The following is a 13,724-nucleotide window of genomic DNA, read 5'->3' on the forward strand; positions in this document are numbered from 1 at the left end:
TCGGGGTGGATCGGGGTGGGTGGTCAGCGGAACACGACGGTGCTGGAGCCGTGCATGAGGACGCGGTGCTCGCAGTGCCAGCGGACAGCACGCGAGAGCGCGAGGCACTCGGCGTCCTGCCCGACGTTGGCCAGCGCCTGCGGGGTGTAGCTGTGGTCGACCCGGTTGACCTCCTGCTCGATGATGGGCCCCTCATCGAGGTCGGCGGTGACGTAGTGAGCGGTGGCGCCGACGAGCTTCACACCACGCGCGTGCGCCTGGTGGTAGGGCTTGGCCCCCTTGAAGCCGGGCAGGAACGAGTGGTGGATGTTGATCGCGCGCCCCTCGAGCTGGCGGCACAGGCCGTCCGTGAGGATCTGCATGTAGCGGGCGAGCACCACCAGGTCGATGTCGTACGCCTCGACCAGATCGAGCATGCGCTGCTCGGCCTGCGGCTTGGTCTCCGGCGTGACCGGGATGTGGATGAACTCCAGGCCGGCCGCCTCCGCCATCGGGCGGAGATCTTCGTGGTTGGAGGCGACGACCGCGATCTCGGCGCCCAGCGTCCCACCACGCCACCGGAAGATGAGGTCGTTGAGACAGTGGCCGAACTTGGAGACCATCACCAGCAGCCGCGGCTTGCGCTCGTCGTGGAAGGTGAACGACATGCCGAACCGATCCGCGATCGGCCCGAACGCGGCGGTGAGCTCATCGACGCCGGCTCCGTCGACAGCGGCGAACTCGGTCCGGAGGAAGAACAGCTCCCCCATCCGGTCGTCGTGCTGCTGGTGCTCGAGGATGTCGAACCCACGCTCGTACAGGAAGCTGGTGACCGCCTGCATGATCCCCGGGCGCTCCTGGCACGAGAGCGTGAGCACGTTGGTCGTCGCGGTGGAGGCGGTCGCCACGGGCGCAACAGCGGTCGAGCTGGGCGGGCTGATGGTCATGCTGGGCTCCTGGTTGCCGGTAATGATACACAACTCATATATCAGAACGACCATAGAACGGCTCTCAGATCGCCGTCAAGGGTCTGGACCTCCTGCCGTTCTCATTTCTTTGCCGCCGACCGGCAGGAGCCTGCACACGTGAGAACGTAGGCGTCGGCGTTCTGAGCCCGCCGACGTCGTCGGGGCAGTACGCAGGAATCGACGAAGGAGCCCGCCACATGACTTCCCTGAACAGCACCCTGCAGCCGATCTACGACGAGATCCTGACCCGGAATCCCGGCGAGACCGAGTTCCATCAGGCTGCCCGGGAGCTGCTCGACAGCCTCGACTCGGTCGTTGCCCGCCACCCGGAGTACGCCGAGGCGGCGATCATCCGCCGCGTGTGCGAACCGGAGCGGCAGATCATCTTCCGCGTACCGTGGGTCGACGACGCCGGTCAGGTCCATCTCAACCGCGGCTTCCGCGTCGAGTTCAACTCCGCGCTCGGCCCTTACAAGGGCGGCCTTCGCTTCCATCCGTCGGTATACCTCGGCATCGTGAAGTTCCTCGGCTTCGAGCAGATCTTCAAGAACGCCCTGACCGGCATGCCGATCGGCGGCGGAAAGGGCGGTTCGGACTTCGACCCCAAGGGCCGCAGCGATGCCGAGATCATGCGGTTCTGCCAGTCGTTCATGACCGAGCTCTACCGGCACATCGGGGAGTACACGGACGTTCCTGCCGGCGACATCGGAGTGGGCGGCCGCGAGATCGGCTATCTGTTCGGGCAGTACAAGCGGATCACCAACCGCTACGAGTCCGGTGTGCTGACCGGCAAGGGCATCGGCTGGGGCGGCTCGCTGGCTCGCACCGAGGCGACCGGTTACGGCACCGCCTACTTCGCCAACGAGATGCTCAAGGCACGCAACAGCTCGTTCGAGGGCAAGACGGTCGTGGTGTCCGGCTCCGGCAACGTCGCGATCTACGCCGCCGAGAAGGCGACGGCGCTCGGCGCGACCGTCGTCGCCTGCTCCGACTCGAGCGGCTACCTCGTCGACGAGAAGGGGATCGACCTCGATCTCCTCAAGGACGTCAAGGAGGTACGCCGCGCCCGCATCTCCGCCTACGTCGACGAGCGAAGCGGCTCGGCACGGCTGGTCACGGGCGGCTCCGTGTGGGACGTCCCGTGCGACATCGCGCTCCCCTGTGCGACCCAGAACGAGCTCGACGCCACCCACGCCCTCACGCTGGTACGCAACGGCTGCACCGTCGTCGCCGAGGGCGCGAACATGCCCTGCACCCCGGAGGCTGTCAAGGTCTTCACCGACGCCGGGGTCGCCTTCGCCCCCGGCAAGGCCGCGAACGCCGGCGGGGTTGCGACGAGCGCGTTGGAGATGCAGCAGAACGCCTCTCGCGACTCGTGGAGCTTCGACTACACCGAGGAGAGGCTGCGCAACATCATGGTCGACATCCACGACCGCTGCCTGGTCACGGCCGAGGAGTACGGCGCCCCGGGCAACTACATCACGGGTGCGAACATCGCCGGCTTCACCCAGGTCGCCGACGCGATGCTTGCCCTCGGCGTCATCTGAGACTCACCCACCCCGCCTCCCGACGGAGCCCGGAACGGCTAGTGCGGGTCCGAGGGGATGCCCTCGGACCCGCACCGACATGCCACCCTCAGAGCCGGCTGATCACCGCCTTGGCGTCCCGCTGCAGCGCGGCACGAGCGTCGGAGTCGGCGACGTTCAGCGAGCTGGCCGCCAGGTCGACGTACTCCTGCAGCTGCGATCGCGCAGAGGTGCGTCGTCCGGCCTCGGCGTGCTTTGCGGCCTGACTCAGCCGCTTCTCGAGGACGCTCTCCCCGGCCGGCGTGATCTCACCGGAGCGGGCGAGCCGCTCGGTCAGGACGGTGAGCTCGGCCAACGAGGTGGTGGTCGTGAACGTCACCGTCCTCTTCGTCGCGTGTCCCGCCTTGTCGGTCGCGGTGATCTCGAGGGTGTGTGACCCGAGCGAGAGTCGCCACAGGGCGAGCGCGTCGCCGGCGACCGCGGCACCGTCCAGGGTCGCGGTCACGGACCCGACACCGGAGGTGGCGTCGGTGGCCGACCAGGATGCATCCCCGGAGTTGCCGACCGTGGCGCCGTCGGCGACACCGTCGACCGCGACCTGCGGCGCGGTCTTGTCGATCCGCACCACGACCTGTCCGACCTCGGAGACGTTTCCGCCGTTGTCCGTCGCACGATAGTGAACGGTCGTGACACCTTCCGCGGACACGGTGAGCGGGTTGTTCGCGTTCTCCCAGGTCTGGCCGCCGTTGGTCGAGCGCTGCCGTGAGGCGACGGTGCCGTCGTCGGTCGCGGCGACCGCCACCGACACGTTCCCCGTCCACCAGCCGTTCTGCCCGGTCGGCTGCGCCGGACTGAGCGTCGCGGAGACCGTGGGAGGCGTGACGTCGGCGAACCCGTCCCCGACGAACCTGATCCGATCCAGGGTCACGCCGCCGGTGGAGGTCACGAACAGCTCGCCGCTGCCCGACGGTGCTCCGGTCAGGTCGGACGTCGCCTCCGACCAGTCCTCGCTGGCGACGTCGAACGAGGCGAACGGCGTCGCGTCGGCAGACCCCCATCGCAGCTCCACGCTGCCGGTGCCGCTGGCGCGCAGCTTCGCCGAGGTGATGCCGGCGAGGTTCACCGGTTTCCAGGAGAGCCAGTCGCCCGCGTCGAGCGAGGTGACCTTCCGCAGGCCGCTCGCCGTGTCGTCGGGGGCGATCGCGATGCCCTCGGAGCCGTCGGCCCACTCAGCCTCCTGCGACTTCGGGTTGAGGATCATCGAGACCTCAGACCGGGCCGCCGGCACTCCGTTGGCGCCGTTGTCGGTGTAGCCGATGACGACGACTCCGTAGATGTTCTCCGTCTCGCCGTGCTCGGTCGCGTCAGCGGGGGTCGGGATCGCGAATCGGCAACCGGTCCCCTGGCTGAGCGGGTGGGCGTGGGCGTCGTGCCCGAGGCCGAACGTCCAGGTCACCCGTGAGCACACCGTCGCGCTCCCGTCCTCGGCGTCGTCGGTCGCCACCTGGAACGGCACCGCCTGACCCCAGTCGAAGAAGCCGCCCTCGGCCGGCGTGGCCACGTCGATCGTCGGCGCCACGTTGCCCACGCTGATCGAGGTCGACGTGATGCCGCGACGCCCCTCGGCGTCGGTGACCCGGAGCCGGGCGGTGTAGCGGCCGAGCTCGTCGTAGGTGTACGACGTGGTGGCCCCGCTGGCGTCGAAGGTGCCGTTGCCGTCGAAGTCCCACTCGTAGGTGAGCGCACCGCCTTCGGGGTCGACCGAGCCCGACCCGTCGAAGTCGACGGTCAGCGGTGCCGAGCTGCTGGAGATGGGGTCGGCGACGATGTCCGCGCGCGGTGCCTTGTTGCCGACGCTGTAGTCGATCCGATAGAGACCGGCATCCGGGTTGGCGCGGAAGAAGCCGTCACCGTAGTCGAGGACGTAGAGCGACCCGTCCGGCCCGAACTCGATGTCGATCGGGCTGTCGGTGATCGGCTGTCGGTTCGTCTCGAGATCGGTGTTGGGCAGGAAGTGCTCGATGTGCGAGACCGGACCACTGGGCCAGTCGACGGTGAACGCCGCCAGGTAGTCCTGGGAGAACTCGGCGAAGAACGCCTTGCCGTCCCAGTACTCCGGGAACTTCGTCGGCGAGGGGTTGTCCGCGTCGTAGTGGTACACCGGACCGCCCATGGGTCCCTGGCCACCGGCCGGTCCGAAGTCGGTCAGCTCCGGCCACGGCTGGTGGGTGTTGTTGTCGCCGTAGTAGAGGGTCGCGGCCGTGGCCGGCGGAACCTTCGAGAGTCCTGTGTTCCACCGCGAGTTGTTCTCCGCACCAGCGGCGCAGTCGAAGAACTCCCCCGGCGTCGCCGTCTCGAAGTCCCACTCGTTGTAGTTGAAGTGGTCGCCGGTGCAGTAGGGCCAGCCGCCGTTGACCGGCTCGTCGATCGCGGTCGTCTCCCACTCGACGTACCCCATCGGGCCACGCTGCGGGTTCGGCGCCCCGGCGTCCGGGCCGTAGTCGCCCCAGCTCACCGAGCCGGTGGCGGGGTCGACATCCATCCGGAACGGGTTGCGCAGTCCCATCGCGAAGATCTCCGGTCTCGTCCCCTCCGTGCCGGGGGCGAAGAGGTTGCCCTCGGGGATGGTGTAGGAGCCGTCCTCCTGGACCGCGACCCGCAGGACCTTGCCACGCAGGTCGTTCGTGTTGCCCGCGCCGCGGCGGGAGTCGAAGCCGGGGTTGAACCCGGGGGCGTCGTTGTTGGGCGCGAACCCGTTCGCGCCCGGAGTCCCTGCCGGGGTGTTGTCGCCCGTGGCCAGGTAGAGGTTGCCCTGGTCGTCGAAGTCGACGTCGCCGGCGACGTGGCAGCACTGACCGCGTTGCACCTCGACCTTGAGGATCACCTGCTCGGTAGCGAGATCCAGCTTGTCGGCGGCCTCGTCCCACTTCACCCGGGTGAGCTGGTTGTAGCCCTTCCACTGGTCCCAGTAGGCCTCGGTCTGACCGGCGGGCAGCGTGTTGGGCGCCGAGCCCGACGGCGTGGTCGTCGGGTAGGGGCCGGTCATGGTGCGCGGCGCGTAGTAGAGGTAGACCCAGCCCGACTCGTCGAAGTCGGGCGCGAGGGTGACCGTCTGCAGGCCGTCCTCGGAGTTGTTGTACGTCGCGATCGTGTTGACCACACGAGTCGTACCGGCGTCGGGGTCGACGAGCCGGATGTCGCCGTTGCGCGCAGTGGTGAGCACGCGCCGGTCCGGCAGGACGGCCATGTCGATCGGCTCGCCGGTGTCCTTGGTGAGCGTGACCTTCTCGTAGTTCGACCAGTCGAGGGCGAGACCGGCCCCGGGCTCGGCGCCATGGTCGACGCCGTCGTGGGCGGCACCGGGCGTCGCGAGCGCGAGCACGGAGGTGAGAGCGAGTGCGAGCCCGGAGGTCACCGCGAGGAGTGATCGCCGGGCACGTCGGCGGGATACCCCACCGACTGAGCTGTGTATGGGCATGACGGTTCCTTGAAGAGCGAGGGCGGGAGAGAGCCGGAGGAGGGCGTGCGAGTACGCCGGTGGCCGGAGCGCGACCTGGCAAGGGCGCGCTCCGGCTCTTCGCGGAGGGAGAGGTCGCGGCCGGTCAGCCGCGGAGCTCGTCCATGTTCTGGTAGCTCAGCTTGGCCAGAGCCAGGGACTGGCCTGGGTTCATCGCACCGCCGGGCGCGGTGTCCTGCTCCCACATCGGGTTGTGGTAGCCACGCGCCGGCATGTCACCGAAGAAGGCCTGGTAGTCGATGTCGCCCTCCCCGAACGGCGCCATCACATAGCCGTTGGCCTGCGTCTCGTCCTTCTTGCCGTCCTTGGCGTGGAACAGCGGGAAGCGCATCGGCGCAGACTTGACGACCTCGAGCGGGTCGAAGCGGTCCTCGACGAGACTGCCGTCGGAGGCGGTGTAGGTGTGGTGCTTGTGCTGGGCGACGTGCGCCCAGTAGATGTCCATCTCCAGCCACACGTGGCGGGGGTCCGTGTTCGCCAGGAACCACTCCAGCCGGCGCACGCCGGAAGACCGGGTCGGGCGGCCCAGCGCGTCGTTGGGTCCGCTGTCCAGGAGGAAGCTGTACGCGACGTCGTGGTTGTGCGTGTAGAGCTTGAGCCCGTGTCGGGCTGCGCGCTCGCCGAGGACGTTCCAGCGATCGGCTGCGGCCTGCCAGTCGGCCAGGTAGGCCGACCCGGTGGGGTCGCCTCCGGTCCCGATGTGTCTCATCCCCAGGATGTTCGCGATCTCGCACGCGGCGTCGAACGCGGCCAGAGACGCATCGGTGATCGTGGAGGGCACCGACCCGTGGTTCCCCTCGGCCTCGAGACCGTTGTCATCGAGCCACATCCGCAGCATGCGTGCGCCCTCGATGTTGTTGACGTTGCCGCCGGGCGCGTTGGCGTTCTGGTTGTAGCCCGCGAACTCGATCTGCCGGTAGCCGATCTTCGACAGCTCCTCGAAGACCGCCTTGAACCCCGAGGCGTAGGGGTTGGTGGACGGGTCGCGACTGATGGCGTCGCGCACCGTGTAGAGGATGATGCCGCGCCGCGGCCGCGGGATCAGCAGCGCGTTGCCGGCGGCAGCGGACCCGGCGAGTGGGAGACCTCCGAGGGTGATTCCCGCCGCGGCCATGCCTGTTGTGGCAGCCAGCAGCTGCCGGCGGTTGAGCCCGAGCTTGCGTGCGATAGCCGGAACCTCGTGGTTCACGGCGGAGATGGGACGGTTGCGCATCAATGCTCCTTCGGGAAGTGAAGCCACACATGACCCGAGACTGTGACGTGCATCACGTCGTGCCGACGCCAACCTACGGTTTCGGCCAGGCGCCCGTCAATAGTTCCCGACTCGCGGATCGAAAGTTGGAAACCAACTTTCGAAAGTGCTCGACTCCGCGATGAACAGCCGACCACAGACGACAAATGTGAAGAGCCCGCAGAGGACCGCGATCTGGCACAACGACCGCATTGGAGCCCCAGTCCTACGGTCTCTGACCGCCTACGACCACCAAAGCTCCAGATCGCGCCGTGCATCAATCATCTAGGCGACGCGCGGCACGTTAACGAAGCGGCGAGAGATGCGGCCAACCACGGACCGGGGGCGACGCAGGCAGATCAGGACTGCACGGTCCATCGCGGCTTGGCCGGGTCACTGATGTAAGTGAGGTCATCGAGCACGTCGTATCCCATCTGCTGAAGGATGTGCAGGATGTCGATCATGACCCAGTTGTCGATGATTTTGTGGTCGTCGTCGAGTCGGTACCAGTCTGCGACCCGCATCTCCACCTGACGACCGGTCGGAGGTAGTCCGAGCCACTGACCGCCCTCGTGAGTTCCGTGCAGGGACGGCCATCCGCCCGTGACCGCATATCGCCCGTCGCCCGTCTCGATGAAGTGTCCCGGAGCATCCTCGGGGCCTCCCACGACGCGCTCGTATCCGCCGCGGTCGGGAAAGCCTTGGATGAAGAGGGCCTTGTGAAAGTCGTTGAACCCGCGCTGACCGCGGGTCGATCCGATGCCGGCCGGGCCGAACCAGTTCATGTGCTCGTGCCAGTGCGGGCTGTGGACGGAGGTCGCCACGTGCTCGGCGAAATCGGCGCCAGGCCCGAGCCCATTCTGCATCTCGGTGACGATCTGCATGGTCTTCGCCCCCGCCACCGGGTCTACCTGCCCGACCGTGGCGTCGGTGTCGATCGGAGGCAACGGCCACTGCTCGGCGCTGCCAGGCATGACCCGGAAGGGGTAGTAGCCCGCTTGCCGCATCACGTCAGGGACGTCGAGCATGATGTACATCTTCGAGATCTTGCCGTCAGAGACCACGGCATGGGTCCCGAACCGCAAGTACGTCAGTCCGTGCGTGGCCGGGATCCCGACCCACGGTAGGGCAAACGTGCCGTAGACGTGCCCGAGCGTCGAGACGACATCGCGGCCTTCGAAGCTGCCGGCGATCGCGACGCCGATCCGGTGTTCCTGGTCTGGGAAGGCAACACGGAGCGGCTCGAAGAACACCTCGGCGGCCTCGTCGACACTGTGGAGGGTGTTGAACGGATGGAAGACCTCGAAGATCGTGTCGGGACGGCAATGGGCCGCCAGCACCGATCGGCTCTCGCCCGGCGCAGCGCAGGCGAGGTCGTGCAGAAGGCGAGCCATGAGTTTCTTGTTGGCCTGGTGGTCGCTCACGCTGAGTTCCTCTTTTCGATAGTGGTGCGCAGCTCGAAGCCCTCGAGGACGTCGGGGCCCAGGTCGACCTGCGTTACCATCAGTTGGGCTCGGTCTGGATCAGGTCCCCGCACTGCCTGAGCAGCGCGAGCTCGTCGTACTCGGTCCACTCAGCCACGATCCGGCCATCGCGGAGGTGGTGGTGGCTTACGCAGGCGATCCGAAACGGTGTCCCTCGGTGCTCTCCCCGCAGCGTCCACTGCGTTGCCACTCGGTCCGGATTGGTGCCGTCTTCGGGGCGCCAATAGCTGTCGTCGATGGTGCAGACGAGATCAGGGCACCGGTCCAGCCACCGCTGGAACCAACGGGCAATGGCCGCAACCGACGAGTTCGACCGGTCGGTGCCGAGATGCTGGACGGCATCCTCGCGGTAATTCCTCGCAACCATCTCGGCATCGCGCTCGTTGAAGATGCCGACGAGTGTCTCTGCGACCGTGAGACCCGCGCCGTCGAGCTTCGGCTCCCAGGTCGGACGTGCCCCGGCGCCCGTCGACGGGTTGGCATCGCTCCACCGCATGCCAGCTACATCAGCACTGACGCCGAGCTGCCGCGCGAGCGATAGCGGATTGCTGCTCAGCCACTCCTCGACGATCTGATCCCCGCGTACGACGCAGTTGGCGATCGCACTGAAGCGCACGCGCTTCCCCGTGGGAGGGCCGAAGACCGACTCGCCGGTGTTGGTGCCGGTCCACGTCCACCGCATCGATGTTCGGTACCCGTCGTGCTCGTCGCCGGTCCAGATCGTGTCATCGATGACCCCGTCGAAGTCGGGAAAGGTCCTCAGCCGAGCGACGGTGTTCTGCAAGACGCGGTCGGCTCCAACCAGATCACCTCCATCCGCGTGGATCGGGGTCTGAGCTCCGTAGTAGCGCCTCACCAGCTCGGGGTCGCGCTCCGGCCCGTTCCAGATCGCGTACGTGACCTTCTCGATGTAATCGCAGGCGTCTGTGAAACCATTCATCAGCCCTTGACCGCCCCTCCGGTCAGACCGGCAACCAGATAGCGCTGCGCGAAGAGCGAAAGAAGCACGATCGGGACAGCCAGGGCAATGCTGCTGGCAGCGATCACCTGGTAGAGACCGGCGTCCTCGGTCGTGCCGAACGACGCGACGAACACCGGGAGCGTTACCGCATCCGTCTGAGTTAGCGCTACTGCCACAAGATACTCCTGGTATGCAAGAAGGAAGGTGAAGATTCCGGCTGTCATCAGGCCCGGAGTCGCTGTGGGCAAGATGACGTATACGAAGCCCTTAAAGCGGTTGCAGCCGTCAACCATCGCGGACTCGTCAAGCTCTTTGGGGATGGCCGCGAAGAAGTTGCGCAACATCCACAGGGTGAAGGGCTGATTGATCGCCACCAGCGCGATCACCAGCATCGTCCGGGTGTCATACAGACCGAGCGCCCGGGCCGCATCGTAGAACGGGAGCACAACCGCGAACCGTGGAAGTGCACGGAACACCAGCGCCAGGACGAGCAGCCAGACCCCGATGCTTCCGACATATCGCGCCAGGCCGTACGCAGCAGGCGCAGCGATCGCCAGCGAAACGATGACGGCCGCAGCCGCGACGATCATTGTGTTGATGAAGACCGCGACGAACTCTGTGCCGTAATAGAGATCACTGAAGGCCTTGACCGTGGGATCGAAGGTCCACGTCGGTGGCGAGGTGAACGCGGCGGTGAACGGCTTGATGGCGGTCAGAAACGCCCAGATAAACGGAACCAGACTCGCAAGTATTATCAGGACCAGAATCGGGGTCGACGGATTGAACCTCTGACGCGACCGATGCGGTCGTCTCCCCCGAGCAGGCGTCTGCGTTGACTGCGGCGATGCCTTCGCCACTTCGTCCGCTAGCGTCATCCCTGGCTCACATCCTTGTAGGTCTGACGAATGAAGGGCATGAGCACGACCACCGTGGCCACAACGGTGAGGACACTGATCGCACTTCCAAGGCCGAGCCTCTGAGATTCTCCAAGCGCCACTTCGTAGACGTAGACCATCACCGTCTCGGTTCCGACGTTACGTGCGTTCGGGGTGATCATGCGGATGGAATCGAAGATCCTGAGTCCGTCCATCACCGCAATCAGCGCCACGAACGTGAAGAACCGCGACAAGGTCGGGATGACGACGAAGAACTGTTTCTGCCACCATTTTGCACCATCGAGATCGGCTGCCTCTTCGTACTCAACAGGAACGGTCTGCAGACCCGCGAGGAAGATCAGGACGGGAAACGCCACGGCGTGCCACATCGCGTGCGTCACGACAAGACTTCGTGCCGCCCATGGAGAGGTCAACCAGTTCACCTGCCAACCGAGTTCAGAAATCGCCCAGTTGACCAACCCGCCGAAGGTGTCGTTGAAGAGCCACGAGAAGACCAACGCGCCTACGACTTGAGGAACAACGAATGACACCAGCAGCATGCCCAGCAACAGCGACCGTCCCCTGCGGACCCGATTGAGCATGAGGGCAAGAATGTATCCGACGACAATCTGACCGGCGACCACCACGATTGTGAAGCCGACCGTCACCACAACTGATGCACGGAATCGCGACGAAGACAGAGCCTCAGAATAGTTGGAAAGACCGATCCAGCGCCCAAACTCGCCGTATCCGACATCCTGGAAGCTCCACAGCACTGTCAAGACCAGGGGCAACACCAAGAGACCGGACATCAATGCGACGCTCGGCCCGACGAACCAGGCGAACTCTCTTCTCGTCACCGTGGCCCCTTTCTGAAGGCGATCGGCAGGCGGGCCGTCACGGTCCGCCGAAGTACGGACGCACTACCGATACTGGGCGATGGTCTTCTCCGCAGCCCGCTGCGCCTGCTCCAGGGCTTCGTTCACCGGAAGCCGGCCGCTGACAGCATCGGCGATGAACGGTCGCACCGCGACCTGAAGCGGCACGAAGTATGGCTTAGCCGGATACGGATGCGCGCCGGCTTCGATCGTTGCCTCAGCCGCTTCCCAGTGGGGGGCCTCTGCCCTCAGCTCGGGATCCTCGCGCACCGACTCCCGAGCTGGAAAGGCGAGTCGGCCGGCGTCTTTGGCAGCGTCAGCGCTAGTGCCAGCTGCACCAATTTGGGCCAGCAACTCATGATCCACCGGCGAATTCTTGGCAATTGAGAAGCCATCTAGGTTTAGCGTGGCCCAAGGGCCACCCCCGGGCTCCACAGAGGGTGCCGCCGCAAAACCGAACTTACCCGCGAACTCCGACTTCTCGGGGCTGTCGATCTCAGCCGTGCTACCGGTGTACATGATCGTCATCGCCGCATCTCCAGTCTGCATCTGCGTTGAGACACCAACCGAGTTGGCACTCATGGCGTCTGGCGGCAGATAAGGCACCAGTTTCTGCAGAGACTGCACTGCAGCGACCGATTCCGACGACGTCAGGAGCGGCTTGTCGGAGTCGGCATCAAGCCATTCACCACCGAGAGAAGCCAGGGAGTTGTTGTAGGCCGTTGTGATGTCAGCGTCCGCAGAGAAGGTCAGCGCAAGCGGGTGTTCCATCTTTCCGGAATCCCGAATTGTCTTCGCGGCTCGGGCCATCTCGTCCAGGGTCTCGGGAGGCTCGATACCGAGCTCGTCGAAGATGTCCTTGCGATATGTCAGGACGTGGACGTTAGCCATCATCGGGAGCACATATATCTTGCCCTCGTACCGCGCGAACTCGAGCAGCGCAGGATCGATGTCATCAAGGTCGTACTCCGCTCCGTGTTCTGCGTAGAACTCATCGAGGGGATACAACCAGTCCTCGCCTGCGTACTGGGAGAGAGTTCCGCTGTAGACCTCGACGATGTCGTAGGTTCCCTCGTCTTGACTCAGGGAGAGCTGCGCCTTCTCCAGTTGGGCGTTGAAGTCCACCGGGCTGTGCTTCACGGTGAGGTTCTCCACCTTCGAGCAACCGTTCTCCATCGCGCCGATGAAGGGGTCCATGGGCGGGGATCCATACGCGAGCAGATCCGTCGTAGTCGCCTCTTGTGGTGCGTCGACCACGCATGTCACGTTGCTACCCGCCACTTTGGACCCTGCCCCACATGCGCTCATCGTCAGCACGAGCGATGCGGCCGTCGCGATCGGTACAGAGTATTTGGAGCATCTGTTCATTGGGAGCCTCCTTGGCTCGATCGTGACGTCTGGACGCTCATCGGGCGCTGCTTCCGGAGGACCGATCTTACCGGCCTTCTCGCCTCTAGAGCAGGGTTGGTCATACGCATGCTCACTTGGAAGTCCTCTCCGGAACGGCCATCCATGTTTGACCTTGGAACCGGCAATCACTCGACTTGATGCCAATGACTCCGGGGCCCGGGCAACTTTCTGAGGCCGGTCCCTCTCCCGCCTGTCGCGACATATCCACTGAGCGCATCACACGTTCAGCCCACGAGGCCGATCCAATGATGCGCTCAGCCATATAGCGACGCTGTCGTCGTTAGTACTGCCGAATCGGATCCAGTCCTTTATACGTATGCATTGTCTGAAAAGTCAATGGCCTCATAGAGATTTTGGGCAAATTCGGGCCCCCCGAGGTGGTCGCTGAACCCATCCACCTGCGGAGGCGTTCACGATCCGATCCACGTTCTCCCGGATCGATCCCCGATCACCTCGGCAGGTCCTCGCCGCCTGGTTATGGTCGCGATCCTCGCAGTTCAGCGACCGATTGATCATCGCGGGCGACGGGAAGAAATTGCGTGCCGCGAAAGACAGAGGACGTCCGCGCACCCATCTGGACAAACTGCACTGGCCACGGGATCGGCTCCGTGCTCAGCCAGGCTCAGCCAGGCCGCCGTGGCAGCGAATACGAAACGAGATCGCCGCCGACCGCGAACGCCTGGCGGCGTCCACCAACCTCGTCGATGACGCACGAGACCAACGGCACCGCGAACTGGTTGACGACGTCGTCAGTGAAGCCACCGTCCGTCAGGAACTGTCCCCAGGCCGGGCCGCTTTCGGTCGCGAGCAGCCGGCGGGCGCGTCGGCGGAAGCCGGCCGCCTGCGCCAGCATCCTCACGAAACGGGGGTCACCGAGACGGGTCGGGTCGGGTCG

Annotated in this window: 10 protein-coding genes; 1 reads left to right on the plus strand and 9 read right to left on the minus strand. The window is 65.6% G+C overall.

What is annotated here, in order from left to right; genetic code table 11:
• Positions 1–23: 23 nt before the first annotated feature.
• Positions 24–926: a formyltetrahydrofolate deformylase gene (gene purU, locus BJ988_RS17665; RefSeq protein WP_218860943.1), complete on the minus strand. Its 903-nt coding sequence runs from the start codon at positions 924–926 to the stop codon at positions 24–26.
• Between the two features lie 218 nt (positions 927–1,144).
• Between purU and gdhA the strand changes: the two genes are divergently transcribed.
• A complete protein-coding gene (gdhA, locus tag BJ988_RS17670; protein WP_179659191.1) occupies positions 1,145–2,494 on the plus strand; it encodes an NADP-specific glutamate dehydrogenase in 1,350 nt (449 codons plus the stop codon).
• 88 nt (positions 2,495–2,582) lie between these two features.
• Here the strand turns inward: gdhA and BJ988_RS17675 are convergent, their stop codons facing one another.
• The 8 genes from BJ988_RS17675 to BJ988_RS17710 form a co-directional block, all read right to left on the minus strand.
• The gene (locus BJ988_RS17675) at positions 2,583–5,951 is read right to left on the minus strand and encodes a PQQ-dependent sugar dehydrogenase (protein WP_218860945.1); all 3,369 of its coding nucleotides are present in this window, start codon (positions 5,949–5,951) and stop codon (positions 2,583–2,585) included.
• Positions 5,952–6,075: 124 nt separating this feature from the next.
• A complete protein-coding gene (locus BJ988_RS17680; protein WP_179659192.1) occupies positions 6,076–7,203 on the minus strand; it encodes a sugar phosphate isomerase/epimerase family protein in 1,128 nt (375 codons plus the stop codon).
• Positions 7,204–7,580: 377 nt separating this feature from the next.
• Positions 7,581–8,645 (minus strand): ester cyclase, encoded by a 1,065-nt coding sequence (locus BJ988_RS31400; RefSeq protein WP_179659193.1) that lies wholly within the window; start codon positions 8,643–8,645, stop codon positions 7,581–7,583.
• Positions 8,646–8,724: 79 nt separating this feature from the next.
• Positions 8,725–9,645 carry an ester cyclase gene (locus BJ988_RS17690; RefSeq protein WP_179659194.1) on the minus strand — a complete coding sequence of 307 codons (921 nt, stop codon included), beginning with the start codon at positions 9,643–9,645 and terminating at the stop codon, positions 8,725–8,727.
• Complete coding sequence (locus BJ988_RS17695) at positions 9,645–10,541, minus strand: carbohydrate ABC transporter permease (protein ID WP_179659195.1); 897 nt, start codon at positions 10,539–10,541, stop codon at positions 9,645–9,647. The genes BJ988_RS17690 and BJ988_RS17695 overlap by 1 nt, the downstream gene beginning before the upstream one ends.
• Complete coding sequence (locus tag BJ988_RS17700) at positions 10,538–11,401, minus strand: ABC transporter permease subunit (protein WP_179659196.1); 864 nt, start codon at positions 11,399–11,401, stop codon at positions 10,538–10,540. Before BJ988_RS17700 ends, BJ988_RS17695 begins: the two co-directional genes overlap by 4 nt.
• A 63-nt stretch (positions 11,402–11,464) precedes the next feature.
• Positions 11,465–12,616 (minus strand): extracellular solute-binding protein, encoded by a 1,152-nt coding sequence (locus BJ988_RS17705; protein ID WP_179659197.1) that lies wholly within the window; start codon positions 12,614–12,616, stop codon positions 11,465–11,467.
• 835 nt (positions 12,617–13,451) lie between these two features.
• Entirely contained in the window at positions 13,452–13,688 is a 237-nt protein-coding gene (locus BJ988_RS17710) for a hypothetical protein (protein ID WP_179659198.1), read from the minus strand.
• Between the last annotated feature and the right edge of the window lie 36 nt (positions 13,689–13,724).

Source organism: Nocardioides panzhihuensis, from assembly GCF_013408335.1.
GTDB lineage: Bacteria > Actinomycetota > Actinomycetes > Propionibacteriales > Nocardioidaceae > Nocardioides > Nocardioides panzhihuensis.

Coding starts and splice junctions, on each gene's coding strand:
- BJ988_RS17695 (WP_179659195.1), bottom strand. CDS start 10,541: ATGACGCTAGCGGACGAAGTGGCGAAGGCATCGCCGCAGTCAACGCAG.
- BJ988_RS17680 (WP_179659192.1), bottom strand. CDS start 7,203: ATGCGCAACCGTCCCATCTCCGCCGTGAACCACGAGGTTCCGGCTATC.
- purU (WP_218860943.1), bottom strand. CDS start 926: ATGACCATCAGCCCGCCCAGCTCGACCGCTGTTGCGCCCGTGGCGACC.
- gdhA (WP_179659191.1), top strand. CDS start 1,145: ATGACTTCCCTGAACAGCACCCTGCAGCCGATCTACGACGAGATCCTG.
- BJ988_RS17705 (WP_179659197.1), bottom strand. CDS start 12,616: ATGGACCCCTTCATCGGCGCGATGGAGAACGGTTGCTCGAAGGTGGAG.
- BJ988_RS17675 (WP_218860945.1), bottom strand. CDS start 5,951: ATGCCCATACACAGCTCAGTCGGTGGGGTATCCCGCCGACGTGCCCGG.
- BJ988_RS17690 (WP_179659194.1), bottom strand. CDS start 9,645: ATGAATGGTTTCACAGACGCCTGCGATTACATCGAGAAGGTCACGTAC.